Below are 18,114 nucleotides of genomic sequence, written 5' to 3'. Positions count from 1 at the left end.
CAAAAAAGAGGCTGTAATGCCATTCCTGTTCCAGAGTTTAATTCAAGCAAACTTTGGATACACGCAGTGTGGCAAGGATGCCACACGTTATCCATCCTTGCACTGCATTTTAAAGCAGTGCTTAAAACTGGCTCAGGACGTTGTGTATGGATAACAAAGGCTTTTGCTTACTTTTGGCCTCTCAAAAGTAAGAGATCGCCTACACAAATGTCATTTGATTTTCTTGAAAAACTGGGGCAGTAAATGCTTCCAACTCAATGTGATGATTTAAAATCTTCGAATAGGCAAAGAATCAAAACATAACAAAGCTATTTCATTAACGAAACTTTACAAGACTATGCTATGAGACAGTAATGCCTCTTTTTTTAGGCCTTATTTTACCGTACCCATATATTGATAATTGCTTTTGGTTTTTTGATAGCGCAAATAATTTGGAGTTAATTCACCTGATGGTTTAATGACTAAAATATCGATATTTCCAAGATTTTTGGAAACACGAATATAGTGACGGTTCATATTATAAGGTTGAATATTTTTTGGATAATAATGACAGTCATAACTGACATCAATATGATCCAGTGCTTTGGTTTTGGTCTTAAACACCTTTACCGCTTTATATTTGGCATTTTGAATTTGTGCGGCTTGAATATCATATGCACCTACACAACTACTGCCAATATACGTCCGGGAAATAAAATACGTGGGCACTTTATTCAGCTCGGTTTGCTGAATCGATTTGATAAATCCACTGTCGGCTAGTGCCTGTGTAATGACGTTGCCCTTATATTTAAACTGCACATAGGACTCAAATTCCCGCATAGTACCGCCAGCAGAAATATCAAACGTATAAAATTTAAGCTTTTGATCAGGGCTATAGCGGATCGAAACCATGCTTTTACTGACTAATTTTTTAAAATTATAGGCAAAACTTTGTGGATGACTTTGAATAAAATTAGATATTTTTAAACTAACTTCTTGGTTAATACCTTCACTTTCATAACTGTCGGTTAAACTGACTTTATCATATTGATTGATCAGATTACTTTCAAATTGAACCAAAGATTCAGCAAAAACATGACTAGTTAGCAAAGCCAAAATAGCTAAACACAAAATCTGCTGATTGAGTTTTAATATTTTATTCATATTATGACACTTGTTATTTTCGATTATTAATAAGTAGAGTTAAACCTTGATTTAACTCTACTTTTAAATTTAACCAATGCGACGTTTAAGCCCCGTCATCTGTAAAATACGGGTTGAAATTTCCTCAATCGACATTTCAGAAACATTCAGATATTTAATCCCTTCAGAAATATAAATACCCTCTACCGCGCGCAGTTCCATCTGACATTGACTGAAACTTGCATAACGACTGTTAGCCTTACGTTCTGTGCGGATCGCCACAAGGCGCTCGGCATCAATCATCAAGCCAAACAGCTTATGTTTATGTTCTTTTAAAACCGATGGCAAACGGTTGTCATCCAGATCTTCTTCAGTCAAAGGATAGTTCGCAACGCGAATACCAAACTGTAATGACAAGTAAATTGAAGTCGGTGTTTTACCGGAGCGTGATACACCAATCAGGATCAAATCTGCTTTGTCATAGTGACGGGTACGCGCGCCATCATCATTATCCAAGGCAAAATGAACCGCATCAATACGCGCTTTATAAGACTCAGAATCAGTGACTGCATGGGTTTGTCCGACTAAAGTTGTAGGAGCCGTCCCCAAAACCTCAGAAAGTTTACCAATAAGCCCCTCAAAAACATCAAGATTTACAGCATTCGCAGTGTTGATAATGTCCCGTACATAGGGATCTACAAGGGTATCAAACACCAATGGCTGTTGCCCATCCAGATCAGCGCGCTGGTTGATTTCAGCGACCACATTCATTGCGGCCTCTTCAGAGCTAATATAAGGAATAATATGAATGTCAAAATCTACATGAGGAAACTGTGCCAACAGTGAATGGCCAAGGGTTTCAGCAGTAATTGCAGTACCATCGGATATAAAAAAAACACTGCGCTTTATCTGTTTACCTTCTGACATTAAAATTCTCCTCAAATATTTGTCTAAGTGCTATATAATCTTTATAGTAAACCGATCTTACATGACTGTCGCCGAGTAAATCAAAAAGCTCAGCGATTTGTTATAATTTCATGCCAAGATAGTGATTAATACTGCAAAAGTGGAGTAACAACTTTGGAAGCGCGCGTAATTGGTCTAGAAAAATTAGGGAAACACGACGTAGAACTCGTGGGTGGTAAAAACTCATCTTTGGGCGAAATGATCAGCCATTTATCAAATGCTGGTGTTTCTGTACCTGGTGGTTTTGCTACTACAGCTGCTGCTTATCGTGAATTCCTCGAGAAAAGTGGCCTGAACGCTAAAATTAACGCAGAGCTTGCAGCGCTTAACGTTGATGACGTTATCGCTCTAGCTGAAACTGGCGCTAAAATCCGTCAATGGATTGTAGATGCTCCACTTACGCCTGAACTCGAAAAAGAAGTTCGTGACGCTTTTGCAGAACTTTCTAACGGCAACCCTGATATCGCGGTTGCCGTTCGTTCATCTGCGACAGCAGAAGACTTACCGGATGCATCTTTCGCCGGCCAACAAGAAACTTTCTTGAACATTCGCGGTATTGATAACGTTTTAATCGCGATCAAAGAAGTGTTTGCTTCACTTTATAACGACCGCGCTATTTCTTACCGTGTACACCAAAACTTCGCACATGACGTTGTTGCTCTTTCTGCAGGTGTACAACGCATGGTTCGCTCTGAAACTGGCGCTGCGGGTGTAATGTTCACACTTGATACAGAATCTGGTTTCCGTGACGCAGTATTTATCACCGCTTCTTACGGCTTGGGTGAAATGGTCGTTCAAGGTGCAGTAAACCCTGACGAATTCTATATTTCCAAACCGCTGCTTAAAAACGGTAAACACTCTATCCTTCGCCGCAACTTAGGCTCTAAACATCAAAAAATGGTTTATGGTGAAGAAGGCGCTGCAGGTAAATCGGTTGTTGTCGTAGATGTAGAAAAAGCTGATCGTCAACAATTCGCTCTGAATGACCATGAACTTCAAGAGTTGGCTAAACAAGCCTTGATTATTGAAGAACATTATCAAGCGCCTATGGATATTGAATGGGCCAAAGATGGTGATGACGGTCAAATCTATATCGTTCAGGCACGTCCTGAAACTGTGAAAAGCCGTGAAAATGTCGGCACTATGGAGCGTTACCTGTTAAAACAAAAAGGTACTGTTCTTTGTGAAGGTCGCTCAATCGGTCAACGTATCGGTTCTGGCCGCGTTCGCATCGTAACCTCTATCAAAGAAATGGACAAAGTACAAGACGGTGACGTACTTGTATCAGACATGACTGACCCGGATTGGGAACCAGTCATGAAACGTGCTGCTGCCATTGTTACTAACCGTGGTGGTCGTACTTGTCACGCTGCAATCATTGCTCGTGAGCTTGGTGTTCCAGCAATTGTAGGTTGTGGTAATGCAACTGAAGTATTGACTGATGGTCAAGAAGTGACTGTTTCTTGTGCTGAAGGTGATACTGGCTTTATTTATGAAGGCTCTTTAGATTTCGAAATTCAACGTAACTCTATTGAATCTATGCCTAAACTTCCGTTCAAGATCATGATGAACGTCGGTAACCCTGACCGTGCATTTGACTTTGCGCAAATCCCGAACGAAGGTGTAGGTCTTGCTCGTTTAGAATTCATCATCAACCGTATGATTGGTGTACATCCTAAAGCATTGTTAAACATTGACAGCCTGCCACGCGAAACTCGTGCAGCTGTAATGGCTCGTACTGCAGGTTACTCTTCTCCAATCGAATTCTATGTAGAAAAATTGGTTGAAGGTATCTCTACTCTTGCTGCTGCTTTTGCTGACAAACCAGTAATTGTTCGTATGTCTGACTTCAAGTCAAATGAATATGCAAACTTGATCGGTGGTAAGTTATACGAACCGGAAGAAGAAAACCCAATGTTGGGCTTCCGTGGTGCAAGCCGTTATGTTTCTGATAACTTCCGTGACTGTTTCGAACTTGAATGCCGCGCGTTGAAAAAAGCACGTGACGAAATGGGTTTAACCAACATTCAAATCATGATTCCTTTTGTACGTACAGTTGCTGAAGCGAAACGTGTTATTGAACTGTTAGCACTTAACGGTCTTAAACGTGGTGAAAATGGTCTTAAAGTGATCATGATGTGTGAACTTCCAACTAACGCATTGTTAGCTGAACAGTTCCTTGAACACTTCGATGGTTTCTCTATCGGTTCTAATGACTTGACTCAGTTAACACTTGGTCTTGACCGTGACTCAGGCATTGTTTCTCACCTGTTTGACGAACGTGATCCAGCAGTTAAAGCATTGCTTTCTATGGCCATCCATGCTTGTCGTAAAGCAGGTAAATACGTAGGTATTTGTGGTCAAGGCCCTTCTGATCACCCAGACCTTGCTAAATGGCTAATGGAACAAGGTATTGAATCTGTATCATTAAATCCAGACTCAGTTTTAGACACCTGGTTCTTCCTTGCTGAAGAAAAAGCTCAACAAGCTTAATAAACTATGTTAAAAAAAGACCCACATGTGGGTCTTTTTTTTTCATCTATAATTTAAAGGTTTGCTATACAAACCCAATTCACGTTTTTGAGATTTAATATTTATGCAAATTTACTTGGCTCGTAATAATCAACAAGCTGGTCCATACACCATAGAGCAACTGAATCAAATGCTCGCTAGCCAGCAAGTTTTGCTTACAGACTTGGCTTGGCACCAAGGTATGACTGAATGGAAGGCTTTAGGTGAATTAACCCAAGGTAAACTTGTATATGAACCTGCAGGTTATACAGCTCCGCCTACTTTCACTCACCAAGCTCCTGCGCAGAATTCAGGCATCAGTAAAATTCAGGTGGAAAGAAAATCAGTTCAAAATAATGAACTCGCTTCCATTAGTACACGAGTATTGGCCAAAATTATTGATTTATTGCTTTGGCTACCTGCGGCTGCGATTCCTTCGTTCTTTTTAAAACCCGAACAAGTGAACCAGTTATCCGAGATTCAACAAAAAATGCAGTCTGCTGACAGCTCAACTCAAGCCATGCAATTACAACAGCAATTGTTTAGTCTCATTCCAGTAGAGGCATGGCAGGCAATGTTTGTCTACATCATTATCATGCTGGGTATACAGGCCTTTTTGCTGGCAAAATCAGGTCAAAGCATTGGCAAAAAACTCACCAAAATCAAAATTGTCGATATCAATACCGGTGAAAAAGTCAGCCTGATGCGCGCATTTACACTACGCAGTTTTATTTTTATTATCCTGAATATGTTGTTCATGCCTTTCATCACCATCATTGATCATGTCTTTGCATTTGGTAAAAAGCGTCAAACTTTACACGATCAATTGGCAAAAACCAAAGTGATCAAACAATAATCACACAATTCAACAGGGATATTTTTACATCCCTGTTTTTCCCCAGAATATTGATATTAAACTAAAATTATTATATTAAAAGATTAATTCCGAGTAAAAAAATCAGTTTTTATAACAGGTATTTAAAGCCATTTTACATATAGCTTAGTTTGTCGATATAAGGCATAATGCCCTACAACGTAGCGGTGTCTCATGATTGAGAAGGCTTTAGTATGCTTAGAATTTCTAAGTGTAAATAAACATTCTCAATCATGCGACACTTTAATCGCTATCCCATATTAAATTAGGGAATGGGACTCTTCACCGAGGTTGTAAAATGAGACAAACAATTTTAGCTGTATTGTCTTTATCTGCGATGGCTGCACTCTTGACTGGGTGCGGTGGTGATATGGTACTTCTAAACTCAAAAGGTCCAGTTGCTGAAGGTCAAAGTAGCCTGATGATGACTGCGATTTACTTAATGCTTTTGGTGGTTATTCCATCAGCAGTTATGGCATTGTGGTTTGGTTGGAAATATCGCGCGTCGAATAAAGATGCAGACTATAAACCTACATGGGCACACTCAACTGCAATTGAAATTGTAGTATGGGGTATTCCTGTCATTATTATTGGTATTTTAGCTTGGTTAACTTGGTGGGGTTCCCACAAGTATGACCCATACCGTCCGCTTGAGTCAGATAAAGCACCATTAACTGTTCAGGTTATTGCTGAACAATTCAAATGGATCTTCATCTACCCAGAACAAAACATTGCAACTGTTAACGAAATTCGCTTCCCAGAAAAAACTCCGGTTAGCCTTCGTTTAACTTCTAACTTCACAATGAACTCGTTCTTTATTCCTGCATTGTCTGGTCAGATTTATGCTATGGCAGGGATGCAGACTCACCTGAACTTCTTGGCAAATGAAACCAGCCCAGCTGAAGGCTACCGCGGTTTCTCTTCTAACTATTCAGGTTATGGCTTCTCGCAAATGCGTTTCCGTGCTCACTCTGTGACTGACGCTCAGTTCGCGCAATGGGTCGCTGCAGTTAAAGCAGGTAACGGTACTTCAGTAAATCCTGAAGCAGTTCAAAAAACTGTTTTAGACCAAGCTGAATTTGCAACCTTACGTGACGGTAACCGTTCTAAGCACCAAATCGAAGCAATGGTTGTGAATGCCCAAACTCCTGAAGAGAAGGCTGCTGCTGAAGCAATGAAGCCTTACCCAACTAAGCCACACCCAGTGACTTATTATTCTTCAGTAGAGCCTAAATTGTTCGAATCTGTGATCAACAAATACATGAGTAATTACCACGGTGCTGATCATTCAGCGACTGCTGGTCATGAAGCTGCTGCTTCTGAAGCTCATGCAGGTGCTGATCATGCGACTGCTTCTGTAGGGGAATAAGACATGAGCTTATTAGGTAAGTTAGGTCCTGATGCAATTCCACACGATCCAATCGTGCTGGTAACAGTTGCAATGATGGTCCTAGGCGGTATTGCAGTTGTTGCAGGTATCACCTACTTTAAAAAATGGAGCTACTTGTGGAACGAATGGTTCACATCTGTAGACCATAAAAAAATTGGTATCATGTACATCTTTGTATCCATTGTCATGCTAGTGCGTGGCTTTGCCGATGCAATCATGATGCGTCTTCAGCAGTTCCTTGCAAAAGGTGGTGGTGAAGGCTATTTACATCCAGAACATTACGATCAGATCTTTACTGCGCATGGCGTAATCATGATCTTCTTCGTGGCAATGGGTCTTGTTGTTGGTTTAATGAACATCTCTGTACCGCTTCAAATCGGTGCACGCGACGTTGCATTCCCATTATTAAACTCATTGAGCTTCTGGTTATTCGCCGGTGCTGCTGGTTTGATGATGGCTTCACTTGCAATTGGTGAATTCGCTGCAACAGGTTGGATGGCTTATCCACCTCTTTCTGGTATCGAATATTCTCCTGGTGTAGGTGTGGATTACTACATTTGGGCACTGCAAATTTCAGGTCTGGGTACACTTTTAACTGGTGTGAACTTCTTTGTTACCATCATTAAAATGCGTGCACCTGGCATGACACTTATGGATATGCCAATCTTTACCTGGACAGCTTTATGTACAGCCGTATTGATTATCGCAGCGTTCCCAGTGTTGACTGCAACTATTGCAATGTTGTCACTTGACCGTTACTTCGGTTTCCACTTCTTTACAAATGACTTGGGTGGTAGCCCAATGTTGTATGTAAACTTGATTTGGACTTGGGGTCACCCAGAAGTTTACATCTTGGTATTACCTGCTTTTGGTATTTACTCAGAAGTTGTTGCGACTTTCTCTCGCAAAGCGTTGTTCGGTTACAAATCAATGGTGTATGCAACTGTAGCAATCACAGTATTGTCATTCGTTGTATGGGTTCACCACTTCTTTACCATGGGTGCAGGTGCCAACGTTAACGCGTTCTTCGGTATCATGACCATGATTATTGCCATCCCTACTGGTGTGAAAATCTTCTCTTGGTTATTCACCATGTACAAGGGTCGCATTACCTTTACTACCCCTATGCTTTGGACACTTGGCTTCCTTGTGACTTTCGGTATCGGTGGTTTAACAGGTGTATTGATGGCAGTTCCACCAGCGGACTTCTTGGTACACAACTCTTTATTCCTGATCGCTCACTTCCATAACGTAATTATTGGTGGTGTTGTATTCGCAATGTTCGCGGGTATCATTTTCTACTGGCCAAAAATGTTTGGCTGGAAACTAAATGAAGCTTGGGGTAAAGCTGCATTCTGGTTCTGGTTCTTCGGTTTCTATTTTGCGTTCATGCCACTTTATATCCTTGGTTTCATGGGTATGACTCGTCGTTTGAATACATTTGACAACCCGGATTGGGATCCATATGTAAACATCGCGATGTTTGGTGCAGTTCTTGTTGCACTTGGTATTGCATGTTTCATTATGCAAATCGTTGTTGGTTTCTTACAACGCAAAGACAACATGGACATTACAGGCGATGCTTGGGATGGTCGTGTACTTGAATGGTCAACTTCATCTCCTGCTCCATTCTATAACTTTGCTTATCTTCCAAAGATCAATGGTATTGATACTTTCTGGACTGATAAAGAAAACGGCATAGCATACGCTAAACCAACTCAATATGAAGATATTCATATGCCAACCAACCGTGCGGCTGGTTTCATTATTGCGATGTTCATTACTGTAATGGGCTTTGCATTAATCTGGCACATTTGGTGGCTAGTAGCTGTAACCTTCATTGCTGCAATCATCAGCTTCATTGCTTCTTCTTTCACTAAGAAAGTGGATTACTATGTACCTGCTGCTGAAGTTGAACGCATTGAAGCTGAACGCTATGCTCAACTTGAAAAACACTTGAAGAAGGACTAAGACCATGGCTGAAGTACTTCATCACGACAACCACGGACATGACGAACATCATCATCACGATGATACTGACATCACTGTCTTTGGTTTCTGGACTTACTTGATGAGTGACTTGATTTTATTCGGTACACTCTTCATCGCGTTCGCTGTATTAAGCAGTCATGTTCCTGTCGGTACTCCAAGTGCAAAAGAGCTTTTTGGTGAGTCTTTAGGTTTCGTTTTAACTGAAACTTTTGCTCTCTTGATCTCTTCTGTAACTTTTGGTTTTGCCGTTCTTGCTGCATACAAAAAAGACGCTGCTAAAGTAATTATGTGGCTTATTGTGACTTGGTTATTTGGTGCCAGCTTCATCGGCATGGAACTTTATGAATTCAATCATTTAGTTCATGAAGGTTATGGTCCAAGTACAAGTGCTTTCCTATCTTCGTTCTTTACGTTGGTAGGTACACACGGTATTCACGTAACTTCAGGTTTGGTCTGGATGATCGTGTTAATGATTCAAATCAAGAAAAATGGTTTGACTCTACCAAATACACGTCGTCTTGCTTGCCTAAGCTTGTTCTGGCACTTCCTTGACATCGTTTGGATCTGTGTATTCAGCGTAGTTTATTTGATGGGAGTTCTCTAATGAGTCATGATCATAACTCTGCTGGTGCAGCACACGGTAACTTCAAACAATATACCGTTGGTTTCATCCTATCTATCATCCTCACCATCATTCCTTTTGGAATGGTGATGGCTGGTGGTTTTGGCCGCGGCATTTTGATTACTGTAATTGCGATTACTGCAGTTGCTCAGATTCTTGTGCAGTTAATGTATTTCTTGCACATGAACTCTTCTTCAGAGCAACGCTGGAACGTGATTGCATTTATCTATACAGTATTAACCATTGCTATTCTATTAGTTGGTTCTGTATGGATCATGAACTACCTTCACTACAACATGATGATCTAAACTGGTCGTCATGCTGAAAAAGTATTTATTCCTGACAAAACCAGGAATTCTCTTTGGTAACTTCGTTACCACTCTGGGCGGCTTCTTCTTAGCCGCTCAGGGGTCTGTAGATTTCCTTCTCCTTTTCATCACCCTGCTTGGTACAACATTGGTTGTGGCTTCTGGCTGCGTCGTCAATAACGTCATTGATCAAGACATCGATCAAAAGATGGAACGGACGATGAATCGTGCATTGGTCAAAAAAACCATCAGTCCTTCTGTTGCACTGCTGTTTTCAGCGGTATTGGGAATTATAGGTTTCGGCCTGCTGTGGTTCTTTGTTAATGCCTATGCTTTTGGCTTTGCTGTACTGGGTTTTGTGGTTTATGTAATTTTCTATAGTCTGTGGAGCAAGCGTACGTCCATTCACCAAACCGTGATTGGTAGTATTTCTGGCGCGAGCCCTCCCGTGATTGGCTACACTGCTGTTTCAAATGAGTTTGATGTTGCTGCTTTGCTGATTTTTTTAGCTTATGCACTTTGGCAAATGCCACACTCATGGGGAATTGCGGTTTACCGCTTTGACGACTATAAAAATGCCGGCATTCCAATTTTGCCTGTAGCACGTTCAATTTTCCGCACGAAAGTTGAAAGCCTGATTTATGTCTTGCTGTTTGCTGCGGTGTTAAATGGTTTGTATTGTTTTGGCTATACCAATATGTTCTTCTTGATCACCTTTAATGCCTTATGTGCATACTGGGTGTATTTGTCACTTATTGGCTTCAAAGCTGAAAATGATCAGGTCTGGGCGAAACGCTATTTCTTGTATTCCGTGATTTTAATTACGGCATTAAGTTTTAGTTTCAGTTTTAGCTACGTCTCACCTGCTCCACATTTACCGCTGTTTTAAAAAAGATAGAGTTCTCTCTATCTTTTTTATCTCCTTTTTATAACACTACCGCTTTTTTCATACTTTTGAACTTGCTACCATTGCACCCACAATAATAATTTTTCGTGCATTATGTCTTATCAACAACAATTTCTTCGCTCTGCTCTATTTACCGTTTGTATTCCTTTCAGCATTTTTTATCACCTGCAAGCGCATGCCGGTGTCGATCAATACTGCGAACCTTCAACAGAAGTTGCGGGTAATCAATATACTGCCTGTGATAATTTACCTGCGCTTAATCCGGCAAATGACAATCAAACCAACATGCTACTTTTGCTCAGTGATTTAGGTTTAGCAAAAATCAATATTGAAGAAGAAAAAGCTACACTTTGGAAAACCAACTACAGTAAAGTCCCATTTGAAGTGTCCAATATTGTCAGTCATAGCAGCAATAAATTAGCCAATGCGCGTACACAGCTACCTACTCCCGATTTAACTTATGCCGAACATTGTAGTAGTTTAAAAAATGGTGCTCAGGCCTTTATTCAGCAAGTTAAAACTGACCATAAACTTTCAAGCAGTGAAAAAGATACGCTGATCAAAGCACGGCAAAAAATTGATGCATGTTCAGATAAACTTGCCCTAATACAAGTCAATCCAAATTGGTCAGCAAGCGCCCGTCAATACGCATCTTATTTAAATGCGACTATTTCTTTCTATAACACTAACTTTTCCACAGCAACTAAGATTTACACCGTACTTACACAAGTGGATTCGGCTTGGATAAAAGAAACATCACAATATATGCTGATTCGCAGTTCACTTAATGAAGCTTATCAAAGTGGCGTGGGTGAATATGGTGACCTAAATCATGACAAACTAAATCAGACTCTGCTCACCAAGTTTTTTAATCAGATTACTCAGTATTTTAAGCTTTATCCAAATGGACAATACGCCGCGAGTGCGCGTGGCTATTTACGCCGTGGTTTTTGGTTGAGCGGTAAACATGATTTATTGATCAACGAATATGTTTGGCAGATCAACAACCCAAAATCCAGCGTGTATAACTTAGAACTGCCAAATTTGGTTTACGAAATAGATCGCCAGGTATTTCAAAGCAAGCGTTTTAATCCCAAAAATCTTAAAGATCCTTTTTTTCTCAGTGTTTATGACCTCATGCACATGCGAAAAAAACAATCTGATGATGACATTGTGATTTCTTGGGCAGATCTAAACGCACAGAAAAATTACTTCAAAAATTCACCTGAACTGTTTCAGTTTTTACAGGCCAATCATTTATTCTATGTGCAAAACAAAGCGCAAGAAGCATTAAAATATTTGCCGCAAAATACTCCCACCAACCTGACAAATTATCTTCAATTAAGTCAAGTATGGTTAAAAGGTCGAATTTTAGAAAGCAGCGGACAAACACCAGCCACACAGCAATATTGGGAGAACTTACTGACGACAAGTAAAACTGCAGAACAACGTGGTTTAGCAGAGCTTATGCTTTATTCATATTATGCCAAGCAAAATAACCCTGCTCTTTTTGCAGGTGCACAAGCCAAAATCAAACAAGCTACATTGCAAAAAAGCTTTATAGAAAACGCAGCAAATGAACGTAGTTTGATGCACATCCTTCAAGATCAAACCGCACAGACAGATCAAAAAAATTTAGCGCTCTATACTGTGCTGCAAAAATCCTTGATTCATCAAAACTACAGTTTATTTAATCAAGCCTATCGACAATTACCGAAAAATGCCGCGCAATATGTTTATAACACCGAAAGTTTTGAACATTATAAAAATCAGCCGCCACTCGGTAATTTTGTTTGGAAAGGCAATAAGATCAGCAATACTTTGCAATGTCCTGATTTATACACCTTAACTCAAAAACTAGAAAAATCACCCAAAGATGTCAATCTACGACTATGCTTAGGTGAATATATCCGTTCTGAGCAAGGTTATAGTGTCAATAATTCAACCTATAACGAAAAAGAACATAGCAGCTTCCAAGGCGCTGTCTTTGCGCGCGGTCAAGTCTATAAAGATATTGTCAAAACCAGTACAGCTGCCGAATTAAAAGCTTATGCGCTGTATCGTTCCATTATGTGTTATTCCCCAAATGGCACGAATGATTGCCAAGACCAAGATGTTGCAAAGTCTGTCAGAAAGCAATGGTTCGATCAAATTAAGCGAGATTATCCAGATACCTCATGGACAAAATCTTTGAAATATTATTGGTAATGCATTGTGAGCTTGCAGATCATTAAGTACTCAAGACTATTTTCCATTCTGGTCTTTATCAACATCGCTTTGTGTGCAGCATGCTCACCTGCTCAATCAGAAGATATCGCTCAGCCTCAAAGCCAAACGGCTCAACGTGTCAATGCACAGCAATATTCCAGTTTTTGGATTTGGGGCAATATTTCCAGCGCAGCTTATTTACACCACGCGAAAGAGCTCTACATTTTACAAGGTGAAATGAATTGGGATCGAACTAAGCGTACTCCTGTTTTTATCCCACAAGGCATTGGTATTCTGCAAAAACCTCAGCAGAAAATTTGGCTGGTGATTCGCAGCCATCATTTAAACTGGTCTGAGGCGAATGTTGAAATGGTGATACAGCGTTTACAGCAATGGAAAAACGCTAGTAATCAAATTCAGGGCTTACAAATTGACTTTGATGCAAAAACTCAAAATTTGCAGCAATATGCAGTTTTTCTGCAAAATATAAGACGGCAACTGCCGCAAGAATATCGCTTGAGTATTACCGGCCTTATGGACTGGACGAATATTAAAAATCCAAACACATTAACTTTGCTACGACAGAATATAGATGAAATTGCCATTCAAACCTACCGTGGCAGCACGACGATTACCAATTATTCAGCCTATTTAGCCAAAGTCGCTCAACTGCAATTGCCCTATAAAATTGGCTTAGTACAACATGGTCAATGGCAAGCACCCAAATATTTAGCTCAAGACCCTAATTTTAAAGGTTATGTGGTATTTCTATTGCGTTCAAAACCCGAGACTATTCCACAAAATAATTAAGGCTTTTTAATGGAATACCTTGTATTTCAAACTCAAACGCTCTAAAATTCACGCTTCGCAATTATTGCGACACAACTTTGGTTGTGACTCCTTGCCCCTAGGTATTTACTTAGAGGCTGTATAAACCGTAAGGAGCTGACAATGCGTCACTACGAAATCGTACTTTTGGTACATCCAGACCAAAGCGATCAAGTTGTGGGTATGGTAGAACGTTACCTAACTCACATCAAAGAAGCTGAAGGTCAAATTCACCGTTTAGAAGATTGGGGCCGTCGTCAATTGGCTTACCCAATTAACAAAATTCACAAAGCTCACTACATCTTAATGAACGTTGAATGTGGTCAAGCTACGCTTAATGAATTAGAAGAATTGTTCCGTTATAACGACGCAATCCTTCGTAATGTTATTATTCGTCGTGAACACGCAATCACTGAAGAGTCTTTACTTGCTAAGAGTGCTGAAGAAAAACGTGCGCGTAAAGCTCAACGTGAAGAAGCACAACAAGCTCAAGACTCTGCTGAAGCATAAGGAGAACATCAATGGCACGTTTTTACCGTCGTCGCAAGTTCTGCCGCTTTACAGCTGAGAACGTTACGTACATCGACTACAAAGATATCGATACTTTGAAACAGTATATCACTGAAAACGGCAAAATTGTTCCTAGCCGTATTACAGGTACTAAAGCTCGTTACCAACGTCAATTGGCGCTTGCTATCAAACAAGCTCGCTACTTAGCGTTGATCCCTTACACTGACAATCATAAGTGAGGTTGAGCTGTGGATATTATCTTATTACAACGCATTAAAAACCTTGGTAAATTAGGCGATAAAGTATCAGTTAAAGCTGGTTACGGCCGTAACTTCCTTATCCCTCAAGGTAAAGCAGTTGCAGCGACTGAAGCTAACACTGCTGCTTTTGAAGCTCGTCGTGCTGAACTTGAGAAAGCTGAAGCTGACGTTTTAGCTGCTGCTCAAGCACGTGCTGACCAATTGAACGAAGTAAACATCGTAATCACTGCTAAAGCTGGTGACGAAGGTAAACTATTCGGTTCTATCGGTACTCGTGACATCGCTGACGCTTTAACTAATGCTGGTCTTACTGTAGACCGTGCAGAAGTTCGTTTACCAAATGGTGCGCTTCGTAACACTGGTGAATTCAACATCGCAATCCAATTGCATCATGATGTTGTTGCTGAAGTTCTCGTTACTATCGTATCTGAGTAATTTCTTGCAAGAAAAAGAGCATGCTTTGGCATGCTCTTTTTTTATCTCTAAATTTTTAAAATTCGTCTTTTTTTATCACGTTTCTTCCCTCTCCAGGCTTGATTTAGGTTATCCTCTTACACAATTTCTCGTAAAAGTCAGTCAAGCACAGACGGCTATTTTATTGAATTAAAATTAAGGTTCCATATGTCACAGGCAACTGCCACAGCGAATACAAATACTTTTAATAAAGATGCAAAGTCAACCGACTCGACGCAACAATTAAAAGAATTTCGTACGCCACCACATAATCTGGCGATTGAACAAGCCGTGCTCGCTGCATTAATGACTGTTGCCGAATCTTTTGAACAAGTCGGTGACGTGCTGAGTGAAAATGACTTTTATGCCACCCGTCATAAATATATTTTCCGTGCCATAGAAAAATTATCTCAAGAAAATTCACCTTATGATGCAGTTTTGGTGAATGACTGGCTGATCAAACAGAATCTTTTGGATGCGATTGGCGGTGAAGAATATTTGATGCAGCTGATGGCAGATTCCCCTTCCAGTTTCTATAACCTGGAAACCTATGCCAATAAAATCAAAGAATTTTCAACTTTACGTAGCATGATTAAAGTCAGTACTGAAATTCTGCAAAATGCCTATGATACCAAGGGCCGTACTGTGGGTGAAATCTTAGATCTTGCCGAAACCAATATCTTTTCGATTGCGGAACAACATAATAACAATGCTAAAGCGCAAGGCCCAAAACCGATCAATACCGTTGTTGCCGATGTATTTGATAAGTTAAATGAACTTTCGCAAATGGAAGGCAATATTACCGGTTTAACATCCGGGTTTTTGGAACTAGATAATAAAACTTCGGGCATGCAAGCGGGTGACTTGATTATTGTGGCCGCACGTCCATCTATGGGTAAGACCACTTTTGCCATGAATCTGGTGGAAAGTGTTTTATTCAACTGCGACTTACCTGCCCTAGTCTTCTCTATGGAGATGCCCGCAGATTCCATCGCCATGCGTCTGATTTCCGCTTACGGTAAAGTGCATCAAGGGCATTTACGTGCCGGTAAACTCGATGGTGATGAATGGTCCAAAGTCACGGGTACCATTTTGCAATTACAAGAAAAACATCTGTATATTGATGATTCATCAGCCCTTCCACCGACTGAATTACGTGCTCGTGCTCGTCGCATCGCCAAACAACATGGTGGCAAAATTGGCTGTATCATGGTCGATTATTTGCAGCTAATGAAAGTTCCGGGTATGGGCGATAACCGTGTAGGCGAGATTTCAGAAATTTCCCGAAGCTTAAAAGCACTTGCCAAAGAAATGCAGTGTCCTGTAATTGCCTTGTCTCAGCTTAACCGTTCTCTGGAAAACCGTCCGAATAAACGTCCTGTGATGTCAGACTTACGTGAATCGGGTGCGATCGAGCAGGATGCCGACTTGATCATGTTTATTTACCGTGATGAAGTGTATAACAAGGAATCCAAAGAAGCAGGCACCGCTGAAATTATTATTGGTAAGCAGCGTAACGGCCCTATTGGTACCGTCCGTTTAGCTTTTGAAGGTCAATATACCCGCTTTAGTAATCTTTCACCTGAGTTCTATGCTCAGTTTGATGATGAAGAATAAGGGCTAAAACGAGGTATATAACCTCGTTTTTTTATGTGTTTTTAGTATTGGTCAAACCTATTAAAACTTATTATTTCATTTCATGGTTTTAATTCATCGTTATTGAATAATGCATAAATTTTTCTGTTTAAGATTTATAGAAAAATCCAGTTTAACTTAGTGTTTATTTTCAGCCATAGGTCTACAATATTAACCCGCTTCCGCTTCAGTTATTTACGCTCACACGAGTGAAATCACAAGCATATCTATCTTATTCATACATAGCTTATAAGTGATTTTATTTTATAAATCACTGTTATGTTTCATTGTATTCCCAAGGAGTAATCAGGGTGCGCCAAGCAACAGTTTATATTGACAGAGAAGCTCTGCAATATAATTTAAACCGTGTCAAACAACTTGCACCAACTGCCCAAATTGTCAGTATGGTTAAAGCCAATGCTTATGGACATGGAGTCAAAGACTGTTTAGCAGCCTTAAGTGGAACAGATGCCTTTGGTGTCGCCTGCCTTGAAGAAGCTTTAGAAATTCGCGAACTGGGCTATCAACAACCGATCACGCTCATCGAAGGTATTTTCTCTGAAGATGAAATGCAGGTTGTCATAGAAAATAATATTGAATGCATCGTACACCACCAACAACAATTAGACTGGTTACGTGCACACAAACAAGCTTATATTGGCAAAAATCTGAAAGTTTGGGTTAAACTTAATAGTGGTATGAACCGTTTAGGTTTTAAAGTACCCGAAATTATAGATGTGATTAACTCACTCAAAGCGGAAGGTTTTACCTGCGTACTTGCCATGCATTTTGCCAATGCCGATGCCGACCATCCATTGAATGAACAGCAAAAGTCACAATTCCTGCAAGTTAAAGAAGCTTGTGCACCAATTATGGGTTCTTGCTGTAATTCAGCGGCAATTTATAAATGGCCGGAACTGAATTTTGATTTTGTTCGTCCAGGCATCATGCTGTATGGAGCATCACCATTTGCAGATCGCTCGGCTCATGATCTCGATCTCAAACCGGTTATGACGTTTACGGCTGAAATTATTGCATTGAACCATATTCAAGCTGGCGAACATGTCGGTTATGGTTCAACCTTCACAGCTGATAAAGAAATGGATTTAGCCATAGTTTCAATTGGTTATGGTGATGGTTATCCGCGCGCATTTCCAAAACAAAACTATGTCGCAATCAATGGTCAAGAGACCCGTGTAATTGGTCGTGTTGCTATGGACATGATTGCCATTGATGTTACCGGTATAGATGCACCTATTGGCACTGAAGTTGAACTCTGGGGTAAAAACCGCTTGGTTGATGATGTTGCAGAAGCCAATGGTACCATTGGTTATGAACTGTTATGCCGCCTCAGCGCTCGCCCAATCCGAAAATAAAATTTAAAAGCTAGTATTTAAAACATTAGATTCTCAAATGAAGTGCAACAGAGATTAAATTATTGGAAGGAAGCAAGATGAGCTAGCATTTTGCTTCCGACCGACCAAAGTCAAAGTTGCATCATGAACTATACTCATCTCACTCTAGAAGA

17 protein-coding genes are annotated in these 18,114 nt (G+C 40.3%); 15 read left to right on the top strand and 2 right to left on the bottom strand.

Going from position 1 to position 18,114, the window contains the following annotated elements; genetic code table 11:
* Positions 1-16 precede the first annotated feature (16 nt).
* Complete coding sequence (locus FB6_RS13675; RefSeq protein WP_174560508.1) at positions 17-154, top strand: hypothetical protein; 138 nt, start codon at positions 17-19, stop codon at positions 152-154.
* 218 nt (positions 155-372) lie between these two features.
* Here the strand turns inward: FB6_RS13675 and FB6_RS13670 are convergent, their stop codons facing one another.
* Both FB6_RS13670 and ppsR read right to left on the bottom strand, forming a co-directional pair.
* Entirely contained in the window at positions 373-1,143 is a 771-nt protein-coding gene (locus FB6_RS13670; RefSeq protein ID WP_174560507.1) for a hypothetical protein, read from the bottom strand.
* 69 nt (positions 1,144-1,212) lie between these two features.
* Positions 1,213-2,049 (bottom strand): posphoenolpyruvate synthetase regulatory kinase/phosphorylase PpsR, encoded by an 837-nt coding sequence (gene ppsR / locus FB6_RS13665; RefSeq protein ID WP_174560506.1) that lies wholly within the window; start codon positions 2,047-2,049, stop codon positions 1,213-1,215.
* A 153-nt stretch (positions 2,050-2,202) separates the two neighbouring features.
* Here ppsR and ppsA point away from each other — a divergent pair, with 153 nt between their 5' ends.
* The 14 genes from ppsA (at position 2,203) to alr (ending at position 17,962) form a co-directional block, all read left to right on the top strand.
* Positions 2,203-4,581, top strand: a complete 2,379-nt coding sequence (ppsA, locus tag FB6_RS13660; protein ID WP_174560505.1) for a phosphoenolpyruvate synthase — start codon at positions 2,203-2,205, stop codon at positions 4,579-4,581.
* A 103-nt stretch (positions 4,582-4,684) separates the two neighbouring features.
* The gene (locus FB6_RS13655) at positions 4,685-5,455 is read left to right on the top strand and encodes an RDD family protein (protein WP_174560504.1); all 771 of its coding nucleotides are present in this window, start codon (positions 4,685-4,687) and stop codon (positions 5,453-5,455) included.
* Positions 5,456-5,771: 316 nt separating this feature from the next.
* Entirely contained in the window at positions 5,772-6,842 is a 1,071-nt protein-coding gene (gene cyoA / locus FB6_RS13650) for a ubiquinol oxidase subunit II (protein ID WP_174560503.1), read from the top strand.
* Positions 6,843-6,845: 3 nt separating this feature from the next.
* Positions 6,846-8,834 carry a cytochrome o ubiquinol oxidase subunit I gene (gene cyoB, locus FB6_RS13645; protein ID WP_174560502.1) on the top strand — a complete coding sequence of 663 codons (1,989 nt, stop codon included), beginning with the start codon at positions 6,846-6,848 and terminating at the stop codon, positions 8,832-8,834.
* A gap of 4 nt (positions 8,835-8,838) precedes the next feature.
* Positions 8,839-9,459 (top strand): cytochrome o ubiquinol oxidase subunit III, encoded by a 621-nt coding sequence (gene cyoC / locus FB6_RS13640; RefSeq protein ID WP_174560501.1) that lies wholly within the window; start codon positions 8,839-8,841, stop codon positions 9,457-9,459.
* Positions 9,459-9,785 carry a cytochrome o ubiquinol oxidase subunit IV gene (locus tag FB6_RS13635; RefSeq protein ID WP_174560500.1) on the top strand — a complete coding sequence of 109 codons (327 nt, stop codon included), beginning with the start codon at positions 9,459-9,461 and terminating at the stop codon, positions 9,783-9,785. The genes cyoC and FB6_RS13635 overlap by 1 nt, the downstream gene beginning before the upstream one ends.
* Positions 9,786-9,795: 10 nt before the next feature.
* Positions 9,796-10,674 (top strand): heme o synthase, encoded by an 879-nt coding sequence (gene cyoE, locus FB6_RS13630; RefSeq protein ID WP_174560499.1) that lies wholly within the window; start codon positions 9,796-9,798, stop codon positions 10,672-10,674.
* Positions 10,675-10,785: 111 nt separating this feature from the next.
* Positions 10,786-12,900, top strand: coding sequence for a hypothetical protein (locus FB6_RS13625; RefSeq protein WP_174560498.1), 2,115 nt, complete (start codon positions 10,786-10,788; stop codon positions 12,898-12,900).
* Positions 12,901-12,957: 57 nt separating this feature from the next.
* Positions 12,958-13,710 (top strand): DUF3142 domain-containing protein, encoded by a 753-nt coding sequence (locus FB6_RS13620; RefSeq protein WP_174560750.1) that lies wholly within the window; start codon positions 12,958-12,960, stop codon positions 13,708-13,710.
* Between the two features lie 141 nt (positions 13,711-13,851).
* Positions 13,852-14,238: a 30S ribosomal protein S6 gene (gene rpsF / locus FB6_RS13615; protein ID WP_086197267.1), complete on the top strand. Its 387-nt coding sequence runs from the start codon at positions 13,852-13,854 to the stop codon at positions 14,236-14,238.
* 11 nt (positions 14,239-14,249) lie between these two features.
* Entirely contained in the window at positions 14,250-14,477 is a 228-nt protein-coding gene (gene rpsR, locus FB6_RS13610; protein ID WP_004719336.1) for a 30S ribosomal protein S18, read from the top strand.
* 9 nt (positions 14,478-14,486) lie between these two features.
* Positions 14,487-14,933 (top strand): 50S ribosomal protein L9, encoded by a 447-nt coding sequence (gene rplI / locus FB6_RS13605; RefSeq protein WP_086200293.1) that lies wholly within the window; start codon positions 14,487-14,489, stop codon positions 14,931-14,933.
* A 186-nt stretch (positions 14,934-15,119) separates the two neighbouring features.
* Positions 15,120-16,568, top strand: coding sequence for a replicative DNA helicase (gene dnaB, locus FB6_RS13600; RefSeq protein WP_174560497.1), 1,449 nt, complete (start codon positions 15,120-15,122; stop codon positions 16,566-16,568).
* A 329-nt stretch (positions 16,569-16,897) separates the two neighbouring features.
* Complete coding sequence (gene alr, locus FB6_RS13595; RefSeq protein ID WP_174560496.1) at positions 16,898-17,962, top strand: alanine racemase; 1,065 nt, start codon at positions 16,898-16,900, stop codon at positions 17,960-17,962.
* The last annotated feature ends 152 nt before the right edge of the window (positions 17,963-18,114 follow it).

The organism is Acinetobacter bouvetii, from assembly GCF_902753875.1.
GTDB lineage: Bacteria > Pseudomonadota > Gammaproteobacteria > Pseudomonadales > Moraxellaceae > Acinetobacter > Acinetobacter bouvetii_A.
The sequence above is the reverse complement of the archived record's forward strand: the minus strand, read 5'-3'. Positions and strand labels throughout refer to the sequence as shown.

Excerpts from the sequence above, each read along its gene's own strand:
- FB6_RS13675 (WP_174560508.1), top strand. The coding sequence starts at position 17 with ATGCCATTCCTGTTCCAGAGTTTAATTCAAGCAAACTTTGGATACACG.
- FB6_RS13670 (WP_174560507.1), bottom strand. The coding sequence starts at position 1,143 with ATGAATAAAATATTAAAACTCAATCAGCAGATTTTGTGTTTAGCTATT.
- ppsR (WP_174560506.1), bottom strand. The coding sequence starts at position 2,049 with ATGTCAGAAGGTAAACAGATAAAGCGCAGTGTTTTTTTTATATCCGAT.
- FB6_RS13655 (WP_174560504.1), top strand. The coding sequence starts at position 4,685 with ATGCAAATTTACTTGGCTCGTAATAATCAACAAGCTGGTCCATACACC.
- cyoA (WP_174560503.1), top strand. The coding sequence starts at position 5,772 with ATGAGACAAACAATTTTAGCTGTATTGTCTTTATCTGCGATGGCTGCA.
- cyoB (WP_174560502.1), top strand. The coding sequence starts at position 6,846 with ATGAGCTTATTAGGTAAGTTAGGTCCTGATGCAATTCCACACGATCCA.
- cyoC (WP_174560501.1), top strand. The coding sequence starts at position 8,839 with ATGGCTGAAGTACTTCATCACGACAACCACGGACATGACGAACATCAT.
- FB6_RS13635 (WP_174560500.1), top strand. The coding sequence starts at position 9,459 with ATGAGTCATGATCATAACTCTGCTGGTGCAGCACACGGTAACTTCAAA.
- cyoE (WP_174560499.1), top strand. The coding sequence starts at position 9,796 with ATGCTGAAAAAGTATTTATTCCTGACAAAACCAGGAATTCTCTTTGGT.
- FB6_RS13625 (WP_174560498.1), top strand. The coding sequence starts at position 10,786 with ATGTCTTATCAACAACAATTTCTTCGCTCTGCTCTATTTACCGTTTGT.
- rpsF (WP_086197267.1), top strand. The coding sequence starts at position 13,852 with ATGCGTCACTACGAAATCGTACTTTTGGTACATCCAGACCAAAGCGAT.
- rpsR (WP_004719336.1), top strand. The coding sequence starts at position 14,250 with ATGGCACGTTTTTACCGTCGTCGCAAGTTCTGCCGCTTTACAGCTGAG.
- dnaB (WP_174560497.1), top strand. The coding sequence starts at position 15,120 with ATGTCACAGGCAACTGCCACAGCGAATACAAATACTTTTAATAAAGAT.